Below are 24,321 nucleotides of genomic sequence, written 5' to 3'. Positions count from 1 at the left end.
GTGTTTTTCGTCCCACACGACGGACCCGAAGCGCCGAAGGCTCCGAAATTCGCGTCGGCCCCGTATCCCGTTTACGTAAGATCATGCCGTGTGTCTGGTTCGGTACCGTGGAGGTGTGCCGACCAGCGAGCGTCACCTCTCAGCCGAGGAACAAGCCGTGATCCTGACCCTTCTGGCCCAGGACTTCCCCGGCGTGGACGAACTTCGGGCCCAGGTTCCCTCGGCGGTCGTGACCGGGGGGTGCGGATGCGGATGCGCGACGGTGAACCTTCGCACGGAAGGCGGCCCCCTCGCGCTCGCCGTTCCGGCGCGGAAGGGAGTCGTGGTCTCCGCCGGCGTGCGCGGGCGCGGTGACGGTGTCCTGCTCTTCGTCGAAGAGGGGCGTCTTTCGTGCCTGGAGGTCTACTCCTGCGAAGACGCACCGGCGCCGCTTCCCCGCCCGGAGGATCTCGTCATCGACCCACCGGACTCCTGGGAGTGACCCTCCGCGCCGAAGTCACCACGACCGGCCTCATCGATCCTGACTGACAGCGCTTTCGCGGCAGGACGCCCCGGCCTCGGACGGACCCTCCGCGACGCGGCGAAGCACGTTCCCGGCGGCCGGACTCGACTCACGACTCCCTCGGCCGCACCGGCGGCGGATGTCGGGGACGGGTGTTATGGTCACGCGCATGCGAAGCGGTTACCTCGCGTGGGACGACGCGGTGCGCCTGTTCGAGCAGCGGAGACTGCCGAGGAGCACATACGAGAACCTGTACGAGGAGGAGTACATCCTGGTGCCCGGTCCCGCCTCGGTGACCGGAGAGCTCCCCCTCGACGAGCACGAGCGGACCCCGTGGCGGGAGGGCACGCCCGACGGGGCCACCGGGTACGTCGTGGACGGCGACCTGACCGTCGACGGCAACATCACCGACGTGGACGACGGCGCCGCCGCGCTGATCGTCCTGGGGAACCTACGGGCGAAGAACATCTACCTGGCGGGCGACACGAAGCTGATCGTGCTCGGTCATGTGACGACGGAGACCTTCTTCGGCGACATGACCGAGAAGCTGGTGATGATCCACGGCGATCTGCGCACCACCGTGTCGATCTTCTGGGACGAGTTCTGCCCCGACCTGGTCACCGGCACCCTCTACGGCAGGGTCCTCGCTCCCGCCTACCTCGACCTCTCCACCGCCCCCGTCGGCGGTCTCGTCGACCCGACGCCCGACGCCCCGCTCAGCGGCCTCCTGACTCCCGAACTGCTGACCACCGGCGCTCCCCACCCCGACGACCTCCCCGAGATCGGCATCCGCGGCTCCGCCCTCCGCGAGCGCCTCCTCACCGGCCTCCCCCTCACCAGAACCCCCTGACCCGCCTGTCCGCTCCGCCGACCGCCACACCCGACCGCTTGATCAGGCGGCGGCCCGTCATCCGCCCGACGTCTCCGGGCGGACGAGAACGGCGGCGAGCCACAGCTGGTGCTCGAAGCTCCCACCGGGATAGGCGGCCCACCGCTGCAACACCAGGAACCGGTCCCCGACCCGCCACGCCCGCAGGTCGTCGCCGTCGCCCTGGAGGAGACAGCCGGGCCCGGCGACGTCCGCCGGGCCGTACCTCGCGCTGAGCCGTTCGGCGAGCGTGGCGAAGTAGTGCTCGAAGGCCGTTTCCGCGTCGGCGCCCAGGAAGGGGTAGGCGCCCCACGTGCTCTCGTACGCGTAGTCGGCGGCGAGCTCCTCCAGGGCGCCGAGTCCGGCGTACTCCTCGACGTCGTCCTCGTCCGCTCCGGAGAGATCGTAGACGTCGCCGTCGCGATCACCGCCGTACGACACCGTGTACGGCAGGAAGCGGCGCGGCTCGGCGGCGAGCAGCTTCTCGGCCGTGGCGACGACGTCGCCCTCCCAGTGAGCCAGGTCGGCGAAGTGGTACGCCGCGTCCCGGCGCAGGAAGGCCGGTTCCGGGGAGAAGACGCCCGACGCCGGGTCGCTCCGCCACACTTCGCCGCCCCCCGCGTCGCGGATGCGGGACACCCGCTCCGGCCCGCCGCTCACCGCGTCCCGGACGGGCAGGCCCCCTTCGCCCTCGTCGCGGGTGAACGGCGTCTGCCCGCTCGTCCCGGTCGCGCGGCCCGCCGCGCCGGGGACGGCGACCTCGATCCGGCACACCTCACGCCCATGGGTGTCGACGTGGACGACGTCCCCCTCGTAGGTGACGAACGGGGCGAGCCCGCTCAGGCTGAAGCCGTGCACGCCGCCGTGGTCCTCGTCCTGGTCGGCCAGCGGCTCACGGTGGGAGAGGGGGATGAATTCGCCGTCGGCGCGCAGCACCCCCCAGTCCTCGCCGCGGAGCGCGACGGTCGCGCCGCAGGGCCGGAAGTCCATGGCCCAGGTGAACGGCCCGGCGATCGCCACGGCGCCCGTCCCGCCGACGAAGCTCACCGACGAGCTCCCGTGCCCGAGACGCGCGAGTCCGCACACCATCCGACCGCTGAGACCGCTCTGGTGGGCCACGACCGTGGAGCCGTGCGCGTCGACGAATCCCTCACCGCTGTCCCAGAGGTGCGCGGACACAAGGCCCTCTCCGGTGAACTCCCCCATGTGGAGGTACCGAGGCTCGACGATCCAGCCTCCCTGACGGTCGATCAGCCCCCACCCCTGCCCCCACGCGGCCTCGGGGTCCTGCACCGGCGCCGCTCCTTTGGATGAGAACGGCTTCGCGAACGCGAACCTCGGCCTGATCACCAGGACGCCGTCCGCGTCGATGTAGCCCCACCGATCGCCGATCCTCACCGCCGCCAGCCCGGCGGAGAACCGCTCGGCGTCCGTGAACGGACCGGAGATCACGACCCGGCCACCGCGGTCGACGTAGCACCAGCCCTCGTCCACGCGCACGGGAGCCAATCCGGCCCCGGCCCCGTCACCGAGCCCGCTCCCGTCACCGAACCCCGCCGCGTCGCCGAACCGGGGCTCGATCACGATCTCGCCCTGGTCGTTCAGGTACCCCCAGCGCCCGTCGCGCCGGAAGCGCGCCAGCCCGCCGCTGAACGCCTTCGCCCGCTCAAGAGCGGGTTCGACCAGCCACCTGCCGGTCTGGTCGACGTACCCCCACCGCCCGTCCAGTGCCTGCGCCGGCGCGACGTAACCGGCCGCCCCGGCCGCGCCGTACGGGGTGACCGCGTCGAACCGCCCGACCCGCCGCAGATCCGGCGGGCGCACAAGCGTGCCGTTCGCGCTCACCAGAGCCACACGCTGCCCGAACGGCTCCTGCCCACAGCAGCGAACCGGATGCGGGGGCGACACGGCAGACACAGGCGTTCCCTTCCGTCGCCCCTCACGCGACCCCGACAGGCGGAATCCGATGTGGATCAGACGCGGGGGCGAACTCCGCGAGCGTACTGGGGTCCCGTCCGGTTCCCCATCCTCCGCCCGGCCGACCGCGTGGTCCCGCCCCTCCGCCGTCTCCAGGATCAGCGGGCATGCCGCCGTTCGACCAGCGGGACGCGCTCGAGTGAGACGGGGGGACAGGGCCGCCGTAGTGCTGGCGCCGCTGATTCAGGGACTCGATACTGGGTCGATGACGCGCCCCGTACTCCTTCTCGACGTGGACGGCGTTCTCAATCCCTTCGCCGCGCCTCGATGCCCTCCGGGGTTCGGCGAGTACGCGATGTTCGTCGACGAGGACCCGGTACGCCTCTGTCCGGCGCACGGCCGATGGATCACCGAACTCGGCCGGCTGTTCGACGTGGTGTGGGCCACAAGCTGGAACGACGACGCGAACCGTCTGCTGACGCCCGTGCTGGGGATCTCTCCTCTGCCGGTGCTCACCATGCCCCAGGCGCCGTTCCGGCCAGGAGCGAAGGTTCCGGTCATCGCGGCGTACGCGGCCGAGCGGCCCGCTGTGTGGATCGACGACGCCCATACTCCCGAAGCCCTGGACTGGGCCGAAAACCGGCAAGAACCCACGTTGCTGATCACGATCGCCCCAGAGATCGGACTGAGCCGCGCCTCCGTCGACGAAGCGCTGAGGTGGAACGGGGAGCTTGAACGCGCGCCGCGCACCGCTCCCTGTTCCTGATCAAGCGGTCGTCGCCCGGTCGCCGCGGGATCGGCGTACATCAGCGCCATGTACTTCATGCCGTGACTCCGGCCTACGAGGACCGCCGACGCCGCCTTCCCCCGATCTTCCGCACCGACCACGCGACGAAGGCCACCGGTCCCAGCAGGACGAGCAAGCCCATGACCAGTGGCATGGAGCCGCTGCCCAGCACGTCCACCAGCCACGGTAGGTCGAACAGCGCGGACACCCCGAAGATCACGCCGAATCCGACCAGCCCTATGGCCATCGTGAATGCGAACCCTTTGACTGCTTTCCGCAGGCGGATCATCCAGTGCCTTCCGTCGTCCAACCCGATTCTGTCCGGTGGCAGGCGAGGGTGCGTGACCGTCGGCGGGCGGCTTCGTGGTCAGAACCGACGGGAGAGGTCAGTACGGTACGCCGGTGGTGGCGGGGCCGAAGTCAGGTGGGACGCGGAACGCCGGGGCGGGAGGAACCAGCGCCTGGGCCTGGGTCCAGGCGCCGGCCAGCACTCGGGCGACGGTGGTGCTCAGGATCCGCACACCGCGCACCGAGCCGGGGTCGACGTTGACCAAGTTGTACACGCGTTGCAGGCGGTAGTCCAGCGTCCGTGGATGGATGTGCAGGGCGGCCGCGGTGGCGAGCCGGTTCATGTCGGCGCGATAGTAGGCGTCCAGTGTCACCACCAGATCGGGGCCGTTCGCCAGGCGGCGGGCGATCTCACGCAGCCAGTGGTCGACCTCGGGGAGTTGCGCGGCGCCGAGTTCGACGAACACGTCGGCGACTCCGGAGAGGGTTCGCGGCGTGGCTTCCACCGGTGCGACGTGGGCCACGCGCCGCGCCAGCTCCACCGCCTTGTTCAGGGCGTTCGCCGCGCCGGCGGCCGTCCCCACCGCGCAGGGCCGGGCCACCCGTTCCACGATCTCGCGGACCAGGCTCATGAGTCGGTCGCCGTCGGACGCCATGGGCGACAACGACATGGGAGACAACGACACGGAGCCGTCATGCGGCACCAGGACGAGCAACTCGTTCGGCTGCTGCCAGGACAATAGCGCGAGGTGGTTCTTGAACACGCTCGCGACGAGATCGTCGTGTGTGGCGTCGGCGCGGCCGAACAGCTGGCTCGGCATCCTGACGATGACCACCAGATAGTGGTCGTGCACGTCGACGCCCAGGCTGCGCGCGAGGCTGGGCGCGGTGGCGTCGCCGGTGAGCAGCAGCTGGGTGAGCGTGCGCACCCGAGCCGCCACCGAAAGACGCAGGTGCTCGGCGTCTATGTACGCCTGGAGATAGGCGGCGGCGCCCGGCGTGCCCTGGGTGCCGAACCACGACAGCAGGTGCAGCAGTTCCTGCACGTCCTGACCTTCGGCCGCGTCGTAGAACTCGCGGAGCATCAGGTTGGTGTGCAGCGCCAGCACCCGCCGTGCCGTATGGAGGGAGAAGCCGTGCCGCACACGCTGTTGACCGATGCTCCCGACGAAGGCCAGGTCCTCCGCCGCGAGCGGTTGGTCCTCGCTGACGCACTCGATCGTGCGTCGACGAAGCCAGACGGCGTACTCCAGCGTCTCCGCGTACGCCTGCGGGTTGGCGGCCTCCCTGCGATAGTCCGGCAGCTCACGCATGTACACGCTCACTTCGGCTCGCGCGTTGGCGTCGGATCGTTTCATCAACAAACGCAGAAGATCGCCCATGCCGATCGATCTCTCCTTTGGTGCGGGCGGCATCGCACGCACCGCGCCGGCCGAACAACCCTCATGTTTTCGAACCGATTTGTCCGAACTAGCCGAGCACGTCCCGATGGTAGCCCGTCACGGCGCGACACTCAGCAGATGAACGTCCGGATAATCACCGAGTCCGGCCGGCAGTGGCGGCACAACGCCGTTTTCGCAGCAGGCGCCCCCTGTCGAGCACATTACAAATACATAAAGGGCGCACCCAAAGCCGGGATCGGTATCGCCGCGGGCCTTCTCAAATCCGATTTCCACCGGCGCCGTGATTGCGATAAATGACAATTCGACCTTGATCACGACGGGGCACTTCCACACATGTCACGACGACACTGCCCTCGTCTCCAGGCAAGGTTGTTGCCGCTGACAGCGTCGTCGAATCCAGACGACAAGGGCTGTCAGCTGAACGTGCCAGCACGACTCGATGGAGGCATTGATGCAGGGACGGATCAAGAGGGGGGTCACCGCGCTGGTCGCGCTGGCGGCCGCGGCGGCGCTCACCGTTGGATCGGCGGGGACGGGTTCGGCGGCGAGCTCCGGTTCGGCGGCCGGCTCGGGGTCGGCCGCGGTCGCCTCGCTGCGGGCGTACGGGATCACCAGTGACGGCAAGCTGATGGCCACGTTCACGACCGACAATCCCTACGAGCTCAACTGGGTCAGGCGGTTCAACGGGCTGACCAACGACACCTCCGTGATCGGGATCGACTTCCGTGTGCAGGACGGCAAGTTCTACGCCGTCGGCAACCGCGGCGGCATCTACACGCTCAAGATCCCGACGAACGTCGGCGAGGAGGTGGTCGTCACGAAGGTCTCCCAGCTCAGCGTCGCGCTGAACGGCACGTTCTTCGGCGTCGACTTCAACCCCGCCGCCGACCGGCTGCGCGTGGTCAGCGACACCGGCCAGAACCTGCGGCACAACCTCGCCAACCACGCAACGGTGTCGGACTACTCCCTGAGCTCCGCCCCGGGCTCCCCGGCGATCGCCGGGGTCACCGCGGCCGCCTACACCAACAACGACCTCAACGGCGCCACCTCGACCACACTGTTCGACATCAACACGGCGAGCGACCAGGTCGTCGTCCAGTCACCGGCCAACAACGGCCTGCTGGCCCCGACCGGCGCGCTCGGCAGGGCTGCCGAGACCAACGCGGGCCTCGACATCTACAGCGACCTGAGCGGCGGCAAGACCGTCTCGAACTCGGCCTTCGCCACCCTTCTCGTCCCGAACGAGGAGGACGGGACGATCGAGGCGACGCTCAACTCGGTCGACCTGCTCACCGGAACCGCCACCCATCTCGGCACGCTCCCCCTGCTCATCACCGACATCGCCCTCGCTCTCGACACGAACTGACACACCCCGTCCGACCAACGACCGTGAGCCCGCGCCGGCCCCGCCGGCGCGGGCTCATCCACGCCGTCCGGCACACGGCGGATCCGTGACACAAACGTGTTTCCGGCTGTTGTCCGCCGGTTCCGAACCGGAGCCGGGAACAGGCCCGCCCGGGCCCTTTGAAACGTCGGCATCGACCATTGTCCGGATGCGCGTACGGCCCCCTGAAAAGGGTCGGACCACGAAGAGACCTGGCGCTCCGTACGGCGAGAAATGGGGGCCGGAAAACAGCGGAATTCCGTCTCCGGGCAAATACTCCTGAACGACGCTCATTCTCATCGGCACAGCCGACTCGGTCGGCCTGGACTGCGACACCGATGCGAAAACCGCGGCCGCCGCTTGACAGGCCGCGGTCGCTGCGGGACCGGCGTCCGTCGGCGCCGTGCGCTCCATGCCGCGCCCCTGACGCCGTACGTGGTCACCGTGCGTGCGCCGTCGGCCATTCCCTTCGGGGAATTGTCGGGTGAAGGTCCTTTCTCGCAAGGTGAGCGGGCACACGAACCCGGCGACCGAGGAGAAACGGTGACCGACATCCAGACACAGGAACTGGCCGACCGCTACATCGCGCTCTGGAACGAGCCGGACGCCGGACTGCGCCGAAAGGCGATCGAGGAGGTGTGGGCCGGGGACGGGACCCACGTCCTCCGGCCGCCGCAGGAGATCCGGGAGGTCGCCGCGGGGCTGGGCTTCGACTCCACCACCCTTGAGGCCCACGGGTACGACGAGATCGAAGTGCGGGTGATGCGCTCCTACGAGAAGTTCGTCGCCCCCGGAGAGTTCTTCTTCCGCCCCCGCGGCGACGCCCTCCGTCTGCACGACGTCGTCAAGTTCACCTGGGAGATGGTGCCTGTCGGTGGCGACGAGGCGGTGGGCGGCGGCCTGGAGGTGCTCGTGCTCGGCGAGGGTGACCGCGTCATCACCGACTACATGTTCCCCGGGCTCTGACCCGGCCGTCATGTCCCCCTGCCCCTGACCCGGCCGTCGTGACTGCCGCGGGCTACCGCTGCGCGCCGCCCCGGCGCCGACCGGCCCGCCGCGCCTCGAGAGCCGCGGGCCCGTCAGCGGGACGACGGTCGCGCGAAGCCGGTCCGCGACATTGAGTCATTCGACTGTTCCCACCGGTCGCACGCCTCGGTGATTCTTGTCCTGTGCGTTCGTCGCCGCTCCCGGAGGATTCGTGAACCCCACTCCTGTCGTCTTCATCCACGGCGCGTGGCTGCACGCGCTGTCCTGGGAGCCGTGGGACGAGCGCTTCTCCCGTTTCGGCTTCGCCGTCTCCGCGCCGGGCTGGCCGGGGGAACCCGCCACGGTGGCCGAAGCCCGCCGGCGTCCCGAGGCGCTGTCGGACCTGGGGCTCGACGCCCTCACCGACCACTACGCGCGGATCGTCCGCTCCTTCGACACCCCGCCCGTGATCGTCGGTCACTCGGTGGGCGGGCTGATCGCGCAGCACCTCATCGGCACGAACCTGGGTCGCGCCGCGGTCGCCATCGCCCCCGTCCCGGTCGGTGACGTCTCGGCGCCTGTGAGCGGGCCGTGGCCGGCCTGTCTCGACGCCACGCGGTTCGGCGAGGTCTTCGCCAACGCGGTCACGGAGGAGGAGGCGGCCGGGCTCTTCGAGCGCCACGTCGTTCCCGCGCCGCGCCGGCTGCTGGCCGAGCTGGGCGGCGGCGCCGTCGGGCATCCCCGGCCCTTCGTGGACACCGGCAACGCCGCCCGCGGCCCGCTGCTGCTGATCTCCGGGCAGGAGGACCGGCTGGTGCCCGACGCCGCCACCCGCGCCGTGTACAAGCTGTACGGCGACTCGACGGCGGTGAGCGGCCTGAAGCAGTTCCCCGACCGGGCCCATTCGCTGGTCGTCGACAGCGGCTGGCGGACGGTCGCCGACTACGTTCTGCGCTGGCTCGCCGAGCGGGGCGTCCGGGCAGGGCCGTCAGTGTGACGGGGGTTCGTCCCCGCGCTTGCTCAACGCGTCGCGCAGCGCGGCGCGGGACGCGACGCCCAGTTTGGGGAAGACCCGATAGAGGTGGGAGCTGACGGTGCGCGGCGACAGGTGCATCCGTTCGCCGATCTCCTTGTTCGTCAGCCCGCCGGCGGCCAGGTCGGCGATCCGGCGTTCCTGCCAGGTCAGCGCGGTCAGATACGAGGGCGAGGCGGAGTCGGGCATTCCGGTGGCCCGCAGTTCGGCGTGCGCCCGTTCGGCCCAGCCCGCGGCGCCAAGCCGGTCGAAGGCTTCGGCGGCGCGGATCAGGAGAGGCCGGGCCGTTCTGGGACCTCGGGTGTGCCGTAGCCGGATGCCGTGAGCGAGGCGGATGCGTGCCAGTTCGAATGGGAAGTCGGTTTCCGCCGAGCCGGTTTCGGCTCGGGCGTGCAGTTCCTCGGCCTCGTTGTCGTCGGCGGCGGTCATCGCCAGAGCGCCGTAGGTGACCAGGGCCAGCCGGGGCGATATGCCGGGCAGGCCGGCGTCCAGCGCGGCTTGGGCGTGCAGGCGGGCCTGCTGCAGGCGGCCCGTGTGCACGGCCGCCTCCACCAGGTCGAGCAGGGTACGGGAGGCCTGGTGCGCGTAGGGCTCGAAGGAGCCTGGAGACGTGATGCCGATGGCGTGCAGGTAGGCGGCCTCGTGGTCGCCTTCGCTCAGGGCCGCGGTGGTGCCGACGGCGTCGGCGATCTGTGTCAGGAAGCCGACGCCTCTGGGGCGGGCCCAGGCGTCCACGACGGCCTGCAGCTCGCGGGCGTGTTCCACCTGACCGCGCAGAGCGGCCAGCAGCCCAAGGTAGGCGCGGGTGTGGTGGGCGAACAGCGTGTATCCGTGGGAGGTGGTCAGCTCCAGCGCGCGTTGTCCCGTCCGCTCGGCGTCGTCCCACTCGCCGACGGCCATCTGGTCGAGCATGATCAGGTGCAGCATGGTCATGCCGTTGGCCACGGCGCCGGTCTCCACCTCCTGGTCCACGGCGCGTTGCAGGTGGGGCCGGTACCGGCTGAGGGTGTCGGCGTGGTAGGCGGCGACGGCCAGCCGTGAGAGGTCCCACGGCTCCAGGACGGGGGAGGCGGTGAACGCCTGTTCGACGCGCTCGTGCACGCCCTCGCCGTGGCGGACGACGTCGCTCCAGGCGTCGCGGTAGATCGCCGAGCGCGGGTCGAGGCGGTCGCCCAGGGCCGTCGTGAGGTGTCGGGCGCGTTTCCACAGGGTGGCGTCGCCGGCGTACTGGCTGATGGCCAGCAGCAGGTTCACCAGCCGGGTGAGCGTCTGGGCCGGCTCGTGGCCGGTGTGCGGGCCCTCGATCGCGGCGGTGACCTGGCGGTGCGCCGATCGTATGTCGCCGTCTTCGTACAGGGCCGCGTACGCGGTGGTGACGACGGTGGCGGGCGACGGGCTCCGGCCGCCCGGCGCCGAGTCGAAGCGCAGGAGTTCGCGCGCCTGGTCCAGCAGCGCGGCGTGCCCGGCGATGAAGGCGGCGTCGCCGAGCCGCCTGGACCGGTCCGCGGAGGTCTCGCTCAGCTCCGCCGCACGGGTCAGCCAGGCCACGGCCGCCACCGCGCCGCCCCGCCGGGTCGCCGAGTTGGCCGCGGCCTCCAGCGCGGCGGCCACCTCCTCGTCGGGGTCGATCTGTGCGGCCGCCAGGTGGCGGGCGCGCCGTTCGATGTCGTCGTGGTGCACCCGCGCGAGCTCGGCGTGCGCCGCGCGCCGCTGGTTGGGCGTCGCCAGTTGCACGATGGTCGACCGGATCAGCGGGTGGCGGAAGACGACGTCGCCGGTGAGGGGGTCGGTGCCCAGCAGGCCTGCCGCCGCCGCCTCGTCGATGTCGCGCATGCGGTAGCGGACGCCGTGCGCGCGGTTCGTGCCCGGCCCCGCCGCGACGCCGTCCAGGGCGCCTCGCAGCAGTTCCGCGCGCACGGTGGCGTCGAGGCGTTGGATGCGCATGCCGTAGACGTGCTGGAGCCGGCGCGACAGCGGGATGCCGTCGAGGGTGGGCAGTTCGTCGCCCGGGCGGCCCGCGTGGCCGCCGCTGACGTAGGACGGCAGTTCGAGCAGGGCCAGGGGGTTGCCTCTGGCCTGTTCCAGGACGATGCGCCGGGTCCGCGCCTCGAGCCGCGGATGGTGGGCGTCCAGCAGGCGCTCGGCGGCCTGGTCCGTGAGGGCGGTCACGGCCAGCTCGGCGAGGGCGGCGGTGTCGAACCGCGAGGCGACGTCGGAGCGTACGGTGATCAGCATCTTCACCGCGCCGCCGGCCAGCCGGCGTCCCACGAAACCGCACACCTCGATGCTGGAGGCGTCCAGCCACTGACCGTCGTCGAGCACCAGCAGCAGCGGTTTGCTCGAGGCCGCCAGGGCCAGCAGGTCCAGCACGGCGATGCCGAGCGACATGACCGACGGCGTTCTTCCCTGGCCCGGCCCGAAGACGACGTCGAAGACGGCGCGGTGCCCGTCGTCGAGTCCGGACAGGTGGGCGAGCAGCGGGTACAGCAACTGGTGCAGACCGGCGTAGGGCAGCTCCGCCTCCGCTTCGACTCCGGCGGCCCGGATCACCTGGTGGTGCGGGGTCGCGAGGCCGACCGCGTGGTCGAGCAGGGCGCTCTTGCCGATCCCGGTCTCGCCCCTGAGGATGAGGGCCCGCCCGCCGACGGCCGTCACGAACGCGGACAGCTGTTCCTGTTCGTCATCCCGGCCCACCATCGCTGGCACGCGCTGTTCCACGGTTCTCCCACTCCTTTCACCGCCGCCGCACCGGTCGGGGCCGGGCACGCGGTCGATCGGGGAATCCGGTCATGTAGTCGGTCGGGAACAGGAAGGCCCGGTGTTCGCCGCTCTTCGAAGAAGCCTGTGGCAAGCGGAGCCTAGAAAACCTAAATTGGACTATCAAGTCCATAAAGCCGATCGTCCACACCGAACGCGGGCCGTCTTGCCATGGGCCGTTCCCCTGTTCGGCACCGTCGCAGCGGGGGCGACACGCCTCCAGGAGACGCGTCACACCACGTGACGGCCAACTCTACGTACTTCGCCTGGGCGTGTCATGAGTGTCTGTATACGGCGCATTGCCGAGCAGCCTGGAGAGGTGGGAGCGGACGACACGCAACCTGGAACGCCGCTGAGCAGGGACGCCCGCCCGCTCGCCGACTATCCCTCGGTGAGCGTCGCCGCCGTAGCCCGTCGCGGCGGGAGTGGCGGGCGCGGCCCCGGCGCATACGTGTTGTCAACGTTGTATACGCGGACGGTGCCTATGGTCAGGCGCCATGTCGAGCTACCCGATATCCCTCGAACCACCGCAGACACCGGCGATTCCGGATGACCACGCCCCCGTGCCGCAGGAGGACGGAGGCGGTGTCCTGGAACTGCTCGAACGCATCGGATCCGTCGTGGTGCCGATCGCGGTGGCGCTCTACGCGGTCCTCTACATCGGCATCGAGCAGATGTACGCCGTCTTCGGCGTCAACCCGCAGCAGGTGGGCGTCGACCAGGCGGTTCTGCTCGGCCGGATGACAAGCACCCTGGTCCTTCTCCTGCTGATCGCGGCCCCGACGCTCGGCGTCCTCGTCGGCCTCGGCTGGCTGGCCGACAAGATCACCCGAGGTGCGGCCCGCAGGCTCGTGCGGAGGATCAGGGAGCGGCCCTGGATCAGCGCGGCACTGGCGGCGCTGTGGTGCGGGGCGACGTACTGGGGCACTCTTCTCCTCTTCGGCGAGCTGGATCTGTTCGTCATGGTCGTCGTAGCGGTGGGGCTGGGCGTGCTGGCCTTCCTGGTTCCGTTCCGGCTGCTGCGCCGTAAACCGGTCGGGCGCGCCGGCGCGAAGGTGATCGTCGGCGGCATGACCGGGGTCGGCCTGGGCTTCCTGCTCATCCTGGGACTCGTCGAGGGCGCGGTCGAGGTCCAGGAGAGCGGCCAGGCCAACGAGCTGTTGAACGCCGTCGGCTTCCAGGACCAGTGGGCGGTGCTCAAGAGCGCCGAGGACGACAAACCGCTTTACGACGGCCGCTGGATGATGCTGCTGGGCGAGAGCGACGGCACGTACGTCCTGTACGACTGCGACAAGATGGAGACCTTCCGCAGGCCCATGGAGACCACCAACCTCGGCCAGATCGAGCTCGACCCCGCGCGCGAGGCCGGCTTCACCTGCGGAGGCCTCACCCAACAGAGCACCCCGTGACGTCGAGCACCGGCGCCGGGCGCTTTCGGTAGGGTCGCCGCAGGACTCGCGCGGCGGGGGACGCCGAAGGGAGAAGTGCCAGACCATGCCGCTTTTCGGACGGGAACCCGAGCTGAAGGCCTTGGCCGAGATCGTCGACCGCCCCGGGGACCGCAGCGGCGTCCTCCTTCGGGGAGAGGCCGGCATCGGCAAGTCCGCGCTCGCGGCGGAAGCCGTCTCCGCGGCGTCGCTCGCGGGCCTGCGCGTGCTGACGACGACCGGCGTGGAGGCCGAGCAGAACCTCGCCTACGCAGGCTTGCAGCAGCTGCTGTACCCGGTCCGGGCAGGCGTGGACGCGCTGCCGGCCCCGCAGCGTGACGCCCTGCGCAGCGCGCTGGGCCTCGCCGACCCGGCGGAACCCAGCGCCTACCTCGTCGGCCTGGCCACGCTGACCCTGCTGGCCGAGGCCGCCGCCGCCCGGTCGTTGCTGGTCGTCGCCGAGGACGTGCACTGGCTCGACCGCGCCAGCCTCGACGTTCTCGCCTTCGTGGCGCGCCGGATCGAATCCGAGCCCATCGTCATGGTCGCGACGCTCCGGGAAGGCGAACGCTCCCCCTTGCCGGACGCCGGCCTGTCCCCGATGCCCGTCGGCCGGCTCTCCGACACGGTCGCCGCCGAGCTTCTCGACTCGATCGCACCCGGTCTCACTCCGGCGGCCCGGGCACGGCTGCTGGAGGAGGCTGCCGGGAACCCTCTGGCGCTGACCGAGCTGCCGGCGGCCATGGAAGGCCACGGCGGAGCCGGTTCGCCGCTTTCGCCGAGCGATCGCCTCGGCGGGCCCGGCTCCGCGCCGCCGCTGAGCGAACGTCTTGAGCGCGCGTTCACCACACGGGTCGCCGCCCTGTCAGGGCCGGGCCGCACCGCCCTGCTGGTCGCGGCGCTCAACCAGAGCGACTCGGTCGCGGAGACGCTCGCGGCCACGGGCCTGATCCTGGGACCGGTGATCGGACTGGAGATCCTCGCACCGGCCGCCGAGCTTCGGCTGATCGAGCTGTCCATCGACGCGGTGAGGTTCCGTCATCCCTTGATGCGGTCGGCGATCCCGGCGGCCTCGACGCTCGCCGAGCGCCGGCGGGCCCACCTGGCCCTCGCCGAGACGTTGCGCGAACATCCGGACCGGCGGGCCTGGCACCGGGCCGCCGCGACGGTCGAAGCCGACGAGGAAGTGGCCGACGAACTGGACCACGCGGCTCAGCGGGCCCGGCACCGAGGCGGGGTCGCCGCCGCGGTCGCGGCGCTGGAGCAGGCGGCCAGGCTGAGCGAGCAGCAGGACCGGAAGGCTGCCAGGCTGCTGGAGGCGGCCGAGCTCGCGGTCGAATCCGGCCGCCGCGACACAGCCGAGCGTCTGGTGCGCGACGCACAGGCCCTCGGGCTCTCGCCGCGCCGACGCGCCACCGCCGCCTGGTTGCTCAGCGGCTTCGAGGACGGGGTGCGCGAGGACGTCTCCCGCGTGTCGGAGCTGGCCGGGCTGGCCGCGTCGGTCGCCGCCGACGGGCAGGTCGAGTCGGCTGTCCGAATCCTGTGGGGCGCCGCGATGCGCTGCTTCTGGTCCGAACCGGGCCCGGCCGCCCGCCGCTCGCTCCTGGGCGTCGCCGACCGGTTGCCCGTTCCCGCCGACGACCCGCGCATGGTCGCGATCGCCGCGTACGTCGCGCCGTTCGAGCGGGGCGCCGCCGTGCTCGAACGGCTGCGCGAACTGGCCGGCGCGGCCGGCGCCGACCCGGAGGTCGACCGCTACCTGGGCAGCGCGGCGCTGCAGGTCGGGGCGTTCGACCTGGCCGCCCGCTTCTCCGCGGCGGCCGCGCCCGGACTGCGCGCCCAGGGCCGGCTCGGGCTGCTGCCCCGGGCGCTGGCCGTTCAGGCGTGGAGCCTGGCCCGGCTCGGCGACCTCGCCACGGCCGTGCCGGTCGCGGCTGAGGCCGCCACGTTCGCCCAGGAGACCGGCCAGCCGTTCATGTACGGGCTGGCCACGGCCGTCCAGGCCGAGATCGCCGCGCTGAGAGGCGACCACGACCAGGCCGGAGCACTCGCCGACGAGGCCGGACGGGTCGGACTCGCCGCCGGCGCCCGGCCCGTCCTGGCCACCGTCCAGCTCGCGCGCGGGCTCGCGGCCATGGGCGAAGGGCGTTTCGACAACGCGTTCGCCGACCTGAGCCGGATGCTCGATCCCGCGGACCCCGCCTATCAGCTGGCCCTGCGCGCTTACTGCCTCGCGGAGCTCACCGAGGCCGCCGTGCGTGCCGGGCAGACCGCCGCCATGCGCGACATCCTGCGCGAGCTTGAGCCGCAGGCCGCGTCGACGTCCTCACCGGCGTTGCACATCGGGTTGCGCTACGCGCGCGCCGTGCTCGCCCGGAACGAGGAGGCGGAGGAGCTGTTCACGGCCGCGCTGCGGGCGGACCTGACCGGATGGCCCGCGGAGCGGGGACGGCTCCATCTGGCGTTCGGCGAATGGCTGCGGCGGCAGCGCCGGGCCGTGGAGTCCCGGACGCACCTGCGTACGGCCAGGGAGACCTTCGACGCGCTCGGCATGGCCACCTGGGGCGAGCGAGCGCGACGGGAGCTGCGCGGTGCGGGAGAGTCGAGCCCGAACCGGGACCCGGACACGCGGGAGAAGCTCACCCCGCACGAGCTGAGCATCGCGCAGTTGGCCGCCGAGGGGCTGACGAACCGGGAGATCGGGCAACGGCTGTACCTTTCTCACCGGACCGTGGGCACCCACCTGCACCGGATCTTCCCCAAACTGGGGGTGAGCTCCCGGGATGATCTCGCGCTGATGCTCAAACCCCTTCAGGAGAGGTCCTCCGAGTGAGAGTCGCCGGTCAGACCAGCGAGGCGTTGTGAGAGTCGCCGGTCAGACCAGCGAGGCGTTCGCCGCCGCGCCGATCCGGGCGTGCATCCTGCGCAGGCCGGGACCCGGGTCCAGCCCGAGATCGTCGTCCAGCAACCGGGCGATCCGCCGGTAGACCGACAACGCCTCCTCCCAGCGGCCGTCGCGGTCGAGGGCCCACATCAGCAACTCCCACAACCGCTCGCGATAAGGCTCCGCCGCCGTCGCCAGCGTCAGTTCGGCGATCGCCTCGCCGCAGTCGCCCCGCTTGATGGCGAGCGCCCAACGCTCCTCCATGGCCGAGGCCCGTAACTGCTCCAGCCAGGTACGCCGGCCCTCGAAGAAGGCCCCGCCCAGCCCGTCGAACGCCGGTCCGCGCCACAGCGCCAGCGCGCCGCGCAGCAGCCGGGAGGCCTCCGCGGCCCTCCCCTGCTCGCGGGCCTCCCGAGCGGCGGCGGTGGCCTGCCGGAACACCGTCACGTCGACCGCGCCGGGATCCACGAGCAGCTGATAACCGCCACCCGCCGACCTGATCTCCGCTTCGCCGCCCGGTCCGTCGGCATCGCCGCCGGTCAGCATCCGGCGCAGGCGGGAGACGTAGGCGCGGGTGCTCACGATGGCGCTGCGCGGCGTCTCGGAGCCCCACAACGCGCCCACTATCTCGTCGAGCGCGACCTGACGCCCCTCGCCGAGGAGCAGCAGGGCGAGCACTCCGCGCTGTTGCGGGGCCCCCGCCTCCACCTCTTTCCCACCGCGCCAGACCTTGATCGGACCTAACAGCCCAAAGCTCACCCCGGCCATCGAGGTTCCCCGCCCCTCTCGCGTCGCGTGCCCCGTCGCTGACGCCCTGAAGCCGCTCCCGGACGTCTCCGACCGAGACTACTGACGCCGCGCGGGGCCGTTGACGCGTCGCCGGGTTCGCCGGAGGCCCGTTCGTTCTCCGGCATGTCGCGCCGCCCCGGCATGACGTACACGAACAGCGTCATATGACGCTCGCGACAACGATCCGGGCGAACCTACCTTCTGGCGTGTACTACTGCGGACCCGTGCGACAGGCCGGCCGCCGTGCCGTCTCGTGAAGGAAAGCGTCCCGGTCGTGATTGGACAGCCGAAGGTGGTCTCGGCTCCGTGCAGGTTCACCGTTCTAGGTCCCCCCGGCCTCGACTGCGCCGGCACGCGGCTGGATCTCGGCGCGCCGCAGCAACAGGCCGTCCTGATGGTGTTGCTGGCCAACGGCGGAAGCCTCGTGCGGATCGGCGAGCTGGTCGACGGCCTGTGGGGCAAGCAGGCGCCGGCCACGGGCGAAGCCGTCATCCGGACCTATGTCTCCCGGATCCGGCGGCTGCTGTCGGCGCACGGACTGGACTCGGCGATCAGCTCCCAGTCGGGGGGTTACACACTCGACCCGTCGCTGTTCGCGTTGGACGCCGCCGAGTTCGCCGATCTGCTCGAAACCGCCCGGCACGAACGCGCGAACGGCGACCTCACGGCGGCCGTGAAGCTTCTGGAGCAGGCGCTCGGCCTCTGGACGGGCTCGGCGCTGGCCGGGGTCCCGGGCGAGGCCGCCGAACGCGAGCGGTTCCGGCTGGAACGACTGAGGCTGATCGCCACCCAGGAGTCGCTGCGGCTCCGCCTGGAGCAGGGGGAGCACGCCGAGGTGGCGGCCGAGGTCCCGCTGCTCATCCAGCTGAACCGGCTCGAAGAGTCGCTGTATGAGATCTACCTCCTCGCCCTGTACCGCAGCGGCAGGCGGGCAGAGGCGTTGGAGGTCTACCGGATGGTCTACGACCTGCTGGGAAAGGAGCTGGGCGCAGGGCCGGGGCCGCGGCTGCGGGCGATCCACGACAAGATCCTGCGGGCCGACGCGGACCACGACGACGAGCTCTCGGACGACGAGCTCATGCCCGTCCTGGGGGACGAGCGGCCTGCCGCGCGCCCCTCGGAGGAGCCGCAGGCCCTGCCTGAGCCGGCAGGCGCGACGCCGGAACGGCCGCCCGCCTGGCAGTTCGTCGGAAGGGGCGCCGAACGCGCGGCCTTCCAGGATCTGCTGAAGAAGAGCCGCGGCGAACGCGTCGCTCTTCTCTTCGTTCACGGGCCCGCCGGCATCGGCAAGTCGGCGCTCCTGGGCGAGCTCGCCGACGACGCCACCGCCGCGGGACGGCGGGTATGGCGCCTCCACGCTTCGGCGATCGCCGAAGCACGCGAACGCCCCGAACGACTCGAACGACTCGAACGACTCACCGAGCAGCTCTCCGGCGTCTCCGGCCCGGTTCTCCTCATCGACTCCTTCGAGGAGCTGGGCGATCTCGAGCCGTGGCTGCGCGAGGAACACCTCCGGCGGCTGCCCGGTGACGCGGTCGTCGTGGTGGCGGGCAGGACCGGGCCGAGCGCCGCCTGGCTCACCGATCCGGCCTGGTCCGGGACGATCCTGACCCGGTGTCTCGGAACCCTCACGGCCACGGAGTCGACCGCGCTGCTCGAGGCCCACGGTGTCGACCCCGGCCTGCGGAGGTCCGTCGTGGACTTCGCCGCCGGCCACCCCTTCGCCCTGTCGCTCGCCGCCGAGGTCGGCAGGAACATGTCGGCCACGGGACAGCCCTCGCGCCGCGACGCCGTACGTCACGTCGTCGACAACGTGCTCGCCCGCCTGGCCGGTGACGTTCCGACGAAGCCGCACCGGTGGGCGCTGCACGTGTGCGCGCACGCCCGCCACACCACCGAGGGCCTCCTCGACGCGGTGCTGCCCGGCGGCCGGGCGGCGGAGCTGTTCGACTGGCTCCGCGCGCAACCGTACGTCGAGATCGCCGCCGACGGCCTGGACGTCAACGGCGTGCTGCGCGAAGCCCTCGACGACCACCTGCGGTGGCGGGACCCCGTCGGTTACGAGCGGATGCACCGGCGGATTCGCGATTACGTCATGGGCGAGCTCCTGCGCGACGCCCGCGACCCGCACGCGTGCGTGACGGTCATGCGGACGATCAGGCATCTGCGCCGGCGCGGCGGAGTCATGGGCCGGTACGTCTCGCTGGTGGGTGAGGAGGACCTGCGGTCGGTCGGGGCGACTCCCGCCGACCACGACGAGCTCGTCACCATGGCGCGCGAGATCCACGGCGAGTTCACGGCCGCGTCCGTCCGGTTCTGGCTGGGCCGTCAGCCAGAGGCGTTCTCCCTGCTCCGGTGCCGCAGGAGCAACCGCCTGCGGGCCTTCATGAGCTGGCTGACCCTGCGGACGCCGGATCGGCAGGAGCTGGAGGCCGACCCTGTCGTGGGGGACGTCTGGCACGACGTGCGCCGGCGCATGACAATGCCTCCCGGGGCGCACATCGCGGTCGCGCGGCACCTGATCTGCCCGGCCTTCGACGCCAAGCCGTCTCCCGTCACCGACGTGTTCCAGGCGCGGATGACGCGCGGCTGGCTGCACGAACCGGGCTTGGCGGCCTCGTACCTGGTCGTCGCGAACAGGCAGTTGTGGCGACCGTTGATGGAGTATCTGGGCCAGTACGAGCTGGAGCGCGGGCGGGCGGAGCATCCGTACGCGATCTTCGGCCATGACTGGCTGGCCGACCCGCCGGAGGAATGGCGAGACCACCACCTGGACGAGGAGCTGTGGGCGGACCGGGGGCTGAACCTGTTCCTCCGCCAGGACCCGTCCGGCGCGGACGACCGACGAGACGCTGATTTTGCGGCTGCTATGGTGAGAGACGCTTGAGATCGGAAGCCAGGAGACCAGACGTGGCAGGTGACGACGACATCTCCGGGTGATACCGGAGGTTGACAGGCCCCGGCAGGCGCGCATGACCGCCGCCGATGTGGCCCTCGTCGTCGTTCCCCGACCCCCTGTCCCCTTCCGGGCGGCTTCGGCGCGCCCGTGTTCTCCTACGAGGTCTTCCGCATGTCCGATGCGCTCATCGTCTGTTCCGGCCTGTCCTGCGCCGGCCTGTCCTTCCGCGGTCTCTCCTTCGGCGGTCTCTCCTTCGGCGTGGGCGGCGGCCGTACCGGCCTGATCGCCCCCAACGTGGCGGTCAGCCATGACGAGCGGTTCGTGGAGCAGACCGGGGCGGCGCCGCCGGGCGGCCGGCTTCTGGAGGCGGGAGGGTCCGCCGGTGAGTGACGCGCTGCTCGCACGCGATCTCGTACGGACGCTGGGCGCGCGGCGCGTGCTCGACGGCGTCTCGCTCACCGCCGCGCCCGGCCACCGGATCGGGCTGATCGGCGAGAACGGCGCGGGCAAGTCCACACTCCTGCGGCTGCTGGCCGGGGTGGACCGGCCTGATTCCGGCGCCGTCATACGGCCCGCCGACCTGGGCTTCCTGCACCAGGAGCTGCCGTTCGCCGGTGACAGCACGATCGCCGACGTGCTCGACGACGCCCTGCGGGAGGCCCGTACGGACCTGGCCGAGCTCGACCGGCTCACCCGGGCGCTCGCGGAGTCCCCGGAGGACGCCGCTCTGCTCGAAGCGTACGGAGCCCGGCTCGACCAGGCGCAACAACGCGAGTCCTGGGACGCCGACCGGCGCGCGGAGATCATCCTCGACCGGCTCGGCCTGGGCGGCGTGCCGCACGGGCGTTCGCTCGCGTCGTTGTCGGGCGGGCAGCGTGGGCGGATCGCTCTGGCGGCACTGCTGGTCAGACGGCCCGCCGCACTGTTGCTGGACGAGCCCACCAACCACCTGGACGACGCCGCCGCGGTGTTCGTGGAGGAGGAGCTCCGCGGCATGACCGGGGTGGTGGTCGTGGCGAGCCATGACCGGGCGTTCCTGGACGCGGTCTGCACGGATCTGGTCGACCTCGACCCGGCGCTGGACGGACCCGTTCGGTACGGCGGCGGATACGGCGCGTACCTGGCCGAGAAGCGCGCCGAGCGCGAACGCTGGGAGCGACGCCACGCCGAGGAACAGGAGGAGCTCGGCGAGCTGCGCCGTGCCGTCGCGGTGACGGCGCGACGGGTGGCGTTGGACGGGCTGCGGCGCGACAACGAGAAGATGGGGTACGGGCACCGCGCGGGACGCGTGCAGCAGCAGATCTCGCGGCGGGTGCGCGACGCCGCCCGACGACTCGCCGAGCTGGAACGCGAACAGGTCCCCGCCCCACCGTCCCCGCTCCGCTTCCGCCCCCGCACCGTGGTGGCCGCCGCCGATGCCACGAAGGCCGCCCAGGCCGCCGACTCCTGCGATCCTCAGGGGGAGACCTTGCTGTCGCTGCGGGACGTGCGGGTGCCGGGCCGGCTCGCGATCGACCGGCTTGATCTGGCGCCGGGCGATCGGCTGCTGGTCACCGGATCGAACGGCGCGGGCAAGTCCACGCTCCTGGCGGTGCTGGCCGGACGGCTGGACGCGCGGGGAGAGATACGGCGACGGCGCGGACTGACCGTCGGACTGCTGACCCAGGACACCGCGTTCGAGCGGCCGGAGCGCACGGTGCGGGAGACGTACGAGCGCGTGCTCGGTCCGGAGCGCGCCGAATCCGTACCGTTGCGCTCGCTGGGCCTGATCGGCCCGCGTGACATGGACCTGCGAGTGGGAGAGCTGTCGGTCGGTCAGCGCCGCCGACTCGCGCTGGCGCTGCTGGTGGCCGACCCTCCCGAGCTGCTCCTGCTCGACGAGCCCACCAACCACCTCTCCCCCCGCCTTTCCGACGAACTGGAAGAGGCCCTGCGCGCCGACGGGCCCGGCGCGATCGTGGTCGCCAGCCACGACCGCTGGTTGCGCGCCCGCTGGCAGGGCGGCCACGTCCGCCTTCCGATCTGACAGCGTCGAGGGCGCAGCCCGTGTCCTGTCCTTGCGAACGCGCCAGGAAGCGCCTTCGGAGTGAGCCGTACTGCAAGATCATCTTTGGATGATTCGCCGCCATGAGCTGACGAATCGGGAACGGCGGTCATTTGGCCTCGGAAGGACCCGTCAGAGATTTGAACATGTGCACGTCTTCGTGCCCGCCGGGGATCCCGAGCATCCGGCCGGTCTCTTCGTAGCCGTGCCGCTGATAGAAGCCGGGAGCCTGGAAGGTGAACGATGAAACCGCGACACGGTCGCAGCCGCGCCGTAGCGCCTCGGCCTCGGCGGCCTGAAGGATCTTGCTGCCCCATCCGTCCTTGCGACGGTCTTCCCGCACCCACAGCATCGCGATACCGCAGAGGCCTCCCCAGGTCCAGGCGGTCAGCCCGCCTACCAGTTCTCCGTCCTCGTCAATGACCTTGACGAAGAAAGATCCCTGTTCGGACACGCCTGTGACGGCGGCGTTGAAGGCGGTCAGCGCGTCGTCGAGCCGCTTGCTCAGCTCGGGATCGCGATCGCCGACGGTCAGAGTGGCGACAGAATCAGTTGTCACATCGGCGGAGTATGCCAGAGACGTCCAGTTCGGCGACATGCGATTTCACGCCGCCCTCGAGCATGAAGAAATCGGACCCGCGCCGTCAGCATGAAAATCGACTTGAGGCTTGAGGAAGGACTGGCGCGTCTCCTGGTCGAAGACCTGGCTCGGTGCGATGAGGGAGCTTGGGGCGGGTGACGGGAGCCGAACCCACACCGTCAGCTCAGGAAGTCTCCATCGCGCCTGGTCGCTGAGCTGGGAAGACGCTGGAAGGAACCACTCTTCACCTGGGGGTCGGGTGAAGCCCCGAAAGACGTGGCCCCAGCGGGACGCGCAGGGCGTCGCCGTAGGCGGGCTCGGCTCGTCTGCGGAGGGTTCGAAGCCGTACGCCGCGGAAGTGATCCCTTGACCTCGACTTCGATTGAGGTTGAAGACTTCTCTGCGCCGGTGCCGGACAAGCTGAGCGCAGGGGAGCGATTGACGTGCGAGTGGTGCAGGTGACGCGTTTCGGGGGTCCTGAGGTGCTGGTTCCGAGCGAGGCGCCGGACCCGGTCGCCGGACCGGAGCAGGTGGTGGTCGACGTGTCCGTCGCGGGCATGACGTTCGTCGAGACGCAGATCCGGCGTGGTGTCGACAGGTGGCACAGCAGGCCCGCACTGCCGTACGTGCCGGGCGGTACGGTGGCCGGCCGGGTGAGCTCGGTCGGGGAGGGCGTGGATCCGAGCTGGTCCGGACGACGCGTCATCGCCGACATCGGGGAGACCGGCGGCTTCGCCGAGCGTGCGGTGACCGTCGTGGAGAACCTGATCCCGGTGCCCGAAGGGCTGGGGCTGCCCGAGGCCACCGCCCTGCACACCGACGGCAGCACCGCGTCGGGCCTGGTGGAGGGTGCCCGGATCCTTCCCGGGGAGTGGGTGCTGGTCGAGGCGGCGGCCGGAGGTGTCGGCACTCTGCTGGTGCAGTTGGCTCGGGCAGCCGGCGCCAAAGTCGTCGGAGCCGCGCGCGGCGCGGGGAAACTGGACCTGGTTCGCGATCTGGGCGCGGCTGCCGTGGTCGACTACTCCGATCCGGACTGGGCGAAGCAGGTACGCGAGGCGACCGGTGGCGCGGGGCCCGACGTGGTGTTCGACGGGGTCGGTGGAGAGATCGGGCGGACCGCGTTCGAGGTGACGGCGGACGGTGGCCGCTTCTCCGTCCACGGTGCCTCCAGCGGCGAGGTCACAGCGATCGACCCTGCTCAGGCGCGACGGCGCGGAGTCAGGGTGATCGGGATCGAGCAGCTCTTCGGCTTCGGGCCACAGATGCGGGACTGGGCTGAGCACGTGATGTCGGCGGCGGTGGCGGGCCGGATCAGGCCGATCATCGGGCAGACCTTCCCCCTGGAGCGCGCCGCGGACGCACACGCCGCGATCGAGTCACGCCGTGCCCTGGGTAAGACCCTGCTTCTGATCTGACGGCGTTGGGCACCTCCCGGCCTCGCCGATGACGCCCGTCTACACGAGATCCTCCATCGGCTGCGCTCCTGGGTCGAGTGGCACGGTCCCGCCTTCTGATCCGCAGGTCCCCGAACGACGTCCAAGGCCGTTCAGGCCGATCCGCCGTAGGGTCTCCAGATGATTCAGCTGTTCGGAGGAGTCCAACCAGGTTCGTGATCGTCCCTCTGGTCGGCTCCCAGGACGGCTCCCGGAATCGCGCGTCGCAGGCGACCCGACCGCCAGGGACCCGGGCGTCCCGGGTCGCACCGAAATGGGCTTCGCCGACCGGGCTCGAACCGGCGTCCACCCGGAATGACGAGCCGGGCGCTCTACCACTGAGCTACGGCGAAGCCTTTG

At 71.1% G+C, this 24,321-nt stretch carries 19 protein-coding genes and 1 tRNA gene; 12 read left to right on the top strand and 8 right to left on the bottom strand.

All coding sequences use genetic code 11. The features are described from left to right. The first annotated feature begins 157 nt into the window (after positions 1-157). Positions 158-481 carry a hypothetical protein gene (locus tag PKF00_RS03000; RefSeq protein WP_271215761.1) on the top strand — a complete coding sequence of 108 codons (324 nt, stop codon included), beginning with the start codon at positions 158-160 and terminating at the stop codon, positions 479-481. A gap of 190 nt (positions 482-671) precedes the next feature. Beyond that, on the top strand, positions 672-1,352 hold the full coding sequence (locus PKF00_RS02995; protein WP_271215760.1) for a hypothetical protein: 681 nt from the start codon (positions 672-674) through the stop codon (positions 1,350-1,352). Positions 1,353-1,409: 57 nt separating this feature from the next. Here PKF00_RS02995 and PKF00_RS02990 read toward each other — a convergent pair whose 3' ends face one another. Then, a complete protein-coding gene (locus PKF00_RS02990; RefSeq protein WP_271215759.1) occupies positions 1,410-3,215 on the bottom strand; it encodes a WG repeat-containing protein in 1,806 nt (601 codons plus the stop codon). Positions 3,216-3,513: 298 nt separating this feature from the next. On the opposite strand from PKF00_RS02990, the gene PKF00_RS02985 reads away from it, so the two are divergent. Next, entirely contained in the window at positions 3,514-4,053 is a 540-nt protein-coding gene (locus PKF00_RS02985) for an HAD domain-containing protein (protein WP_271215758.1), read from the top strand. A 73-nt stretch (positions 4,054-4,126) separates the two neighbouring features. Here the strand turns inward: PKF00_RS02985 and PKF00_RS02980 are convergent, their stop codons facing one another. The 3 genes from PKF00_RS02980 to PKF00_RS02970 form a co-directional block, all read right to left on the bottom strand. After that, the gene (locus PKF00_RS02980; RefSeq protein ID WP_271215757.1) at positions 4,127-4,321 is read right to left on the bottom strand and encodes a hypothetical protein; all 195 of its coding nucleotides are present in this window, start codon (positions 4,319-4,321) and stop codon (positions 4,127-4,129) included. 139 nt (positions 4,322-4,460) lie between these two features. Next, entirely contained in the window at positions 4,461-5,720 is a 1,260-nt protein-coding gene (locus PKF00_RS02975; RefSeq protein WP_271215756.1) for a PucR family transcriptional regulator, read from the bottom strand. A gap of 141 nt (positions 5,721-5,861) precedes the next feature. Next, positions 5,862-6,080, bottom strand: coding sequence for a hypothetical protein (locus tag PKF00_RS02970; protein ID WP_271215755.1), 219 nt, complete (start codon positions 6,078-6,080; stop codon positions 5,862-5,864). Between the two features lie 136 nt (positions 6,081-6,216). Here PKF00_RS02970 and PKF00_RS02965 point away from each other — a divergent pair, with 136 nt between their 5' ends. From PKF00_RS02965 to PKF00_RS02955, 3 genes are all read left to right on the top strand, one after another. Further along, positions 6,217-7,131, top strand: a complete 915-nt coding sequence (locus tag PKF00_RS02965; protein WP_271215754.1) for a DUF4394 domain-containing protein — start codon at positions 6,217-6,219, stop codon at positions 7,129-7,131. Between the two features lie 561 nt (positions 7,132-7,692). After that, entirely contained in the window at positions 7,693-8,115 is a 423-nt protein-coding gene (locus tag PKF00_RS02960) for a hypothetical protein (RefSeq protein WP_271215753.1), read from the top strand. A 232-nt stretch (positions 8,116-8,347) separates the two neighbouring features. After that, on the top strand, positions 8,348-9,112 hold the full coding sequence (locus PKF00_RS02955) for an alpha/beta hydrolase (protein WP_271215752.1): 765 nt from the start codon (positions 8,348-8,350) through the stop codon (positions 9,110-9,112). On the opposite strand, the gene PKF00_RS02950 is transcribed toward PKF00_RS02955, so the two are convergent. Then, positions 9,104-11,866 (bottom strand): helix-turn-helix transcriptional regulator, encoded by a 2,763-nt coding sequence (locus PKF00_RS02950; RefSeq protein ID WP_271215751.1) that lies wholly within the window; start codon positions 11,864-11,866, stop codon positions 9,104-9,106. The two genes, PKF00_RS02955 and PKF00_RS02950, sit on opposite strands and share 9 nt — an antisense overlap. Before the next feature lie 536 nt (positions 11,867-12,402). Here PKF00_RS02950 and PKF00_RS02945 point away from each other — a divergent pair. Continuing rightward, positions 12,403-13,314: a hypothetical protein gene (locus tag PKF00_RS02945; protein WP_271215750.1), complete on the top strand. Its 912-nt coding sequence runs from the start codon at positions 12,403-12,405 to the stop codon at positions 13,312-13,314. 85 nt (positions 13,315-13,399) lie between these two features. Further along, complete coding sequence (locus PKF00_RS02940; RefSeq protein WP_271215749.1) at positions 13,400-16,165, top strand: ATP-binding protein; 2,766 nt, start codon at positions 13,400-13,402, stop codon at positions 16,163-16,165. A gap of 42 nt (positions 16,166-16,207) precedes the next feature. On the opposite strand, the gene PKF00_RS02935 is transcribed toward PKF00_RS02940, so the two are convergent. Then, on the bottom strand, positions 16,208-16,975 hold the full coding sequence (locus PKF00_RS02935) for an AfsR/SARP family transcriptional regulator (protein WP_271215748.1): 768 nt from the start codon (positions 16,973-16,975) through the stop codon (positions 16,208-16,210). A gap of 304 nt (positions 16,976-17,279) precedes the next feature. Between PKF00_RS02935 and PKF00_RS02930 the strand changes: the two genes are divergently transcribed. The 3 genes from PKF00_RS02930 to PKF00_RS02920 all read left to right on the top strand — a co-directional run bounded on the left by PKF00_RS02930 (position 17,280) and on the right by PKF00_RS02920 (position 21,930). After that, positions 17,280-19,892, top strand: a complete 2,613-nt coding sequence (locus PKF00_RS02930) for a BTAD domain-containing putative transcriptional regulator (protein WP_271215747.1) — start codon at positions 17,280-17,282, stop codon at positions 19,890-19,892. Between the two features lie 183 nt (positions 19,893-20,075). After that, on the top strand, positions 20,076-20,294 hold the full coding sequence (locus tag PKF00_RS02925) for a hypothetical protein (protein WP_271215746.1): 219 nt from the start codon (positions 20,076-20,078) through the stop codon (positions 20,292-20,294). Beyond that, on the top strand, positions 20,287-21,930 hold the full coding sequence (locus PKF00_RS02920) for an ABC-F family ATP-binding cassette domain-containing protein (protein ID WP_271215745.1): 1,644 nt from the start codon (positions 20,287-20,289) through the stop codon (positions 21,928-21,930). Before PKF00_RS02925 ends, PKF00_RS02920 begins: the two co-directional genes overlap by 8 nt. Positions 21,931-22,057: 127 nt before the next feature. Here the strand turns inward: PKF00_RS02920 and PKF00_RS02915 are convergent, their stop codons facing one another. After that, a complete protein-coding gene (locus PKF00_RS02915) occupies positions 22,058-22,546 on the bottom strand; it encodes a GNAT family N-acetyltransferase (RefSeq protein WP_271215744.1) in 489 nt (162 codons plus the stop codon). Positions 22,547-22,971: 425 nt separating this feature from the next. On the opposite strand from PKF00_RS02915, the gene PKF00_RS02910 reads away from it, so the two are divergent. After that, entirely contained in the window at positions 22,972-23,943 is a 972-nt protein-coding gene (locus tag PKF00_RS02910; RefSeq protein WP_271215743.1) for a zinc-binding dehydrogenase, read from the top strand. A gap of 297 nt (positions 23,944-24,240) precedes the next feature. Here the strand turns inward: PKF00_RS02910 and PKF00_RS02905 are convergent. Further along, positions 24,241-24,314: transfer RNA gene (locus tag PKF00_RS02905), tRNA-Thr, on the bottom strand. Between the last annotated feature and the right edge of the window lie 7 nt (positions 24,315-24,321).

The sequence above is a fragment of the Streptosporangium carneum genome (genome assembly GCF_027922005.1).
Lineage (GTDB): Bacteria > Actinomycetota > Actinomycetes > Streptosporangiales > Streptosporangiaceae > Streptosporangium > Streptosporangium carneum.
The sequence above is the reverse complement of the archived record's forward strand: the minus strand, read 5'-3'. Positions and strand labels throughout refer to the sequence as shown.

Coding starts and splice junctions, on each gene's coding strand:
- PKF00_RS02995 (WP_271215760.1), top strand. CDS start 672: ATGCGAAGCGGTTACCTCGCGTGGGACGACGCGGTGCGCCTGTTCGAG.
- PKF00_RS02980 (WP_271215757.1), bottom strand. CDS start 4,321: ATGGCCATAGGGCTGGTCGGATTCGGCGTGATCTTCGGGGTGTCCGCG.
- PKF00_RS02975 (WP_271215756.1), bottom strand. CDS start 5,720: ATGAAACGATCCGACGCCAACGCGCGAGCCGAAGTGAGCGTGTACATG.
- PKF00_RS02965 (WP_271215754.1), top strand. CDS start 6,217: ATGCAGGGACGGATCAAGAGGGGGGTCACCGCGCTGGTCGCGCTGGCG.
- PKF00_RS02945 (WP_271215750.1), top strand. CDS start 12,403: ATGTCGAGCTACCCGATATCCCTCGAACCACCGCAGACACCGGCGATT.
- PKF00_RS02940 (WP_271215749.1), top strand. CDS start 13,400: ATGCCGCTTTTCGGACGGGAACCCGAGCTGAAGGCCTTGGCCGAGATC.
- PKF00_RS02925 (WP_271215746.1), top strand. CDS start 20,076: ATGTCCGATGCGCTCATCGTCTGTTCCGGCCTGTCCTGCGCCGGCCTG.
- PKF00_RS02915 (WP_271215744.1), bottom strand. CDS start 22,546: ATGTCGCCGAACTGGACGTCTCTGGCATACTCCGCCGATGTGACAACT.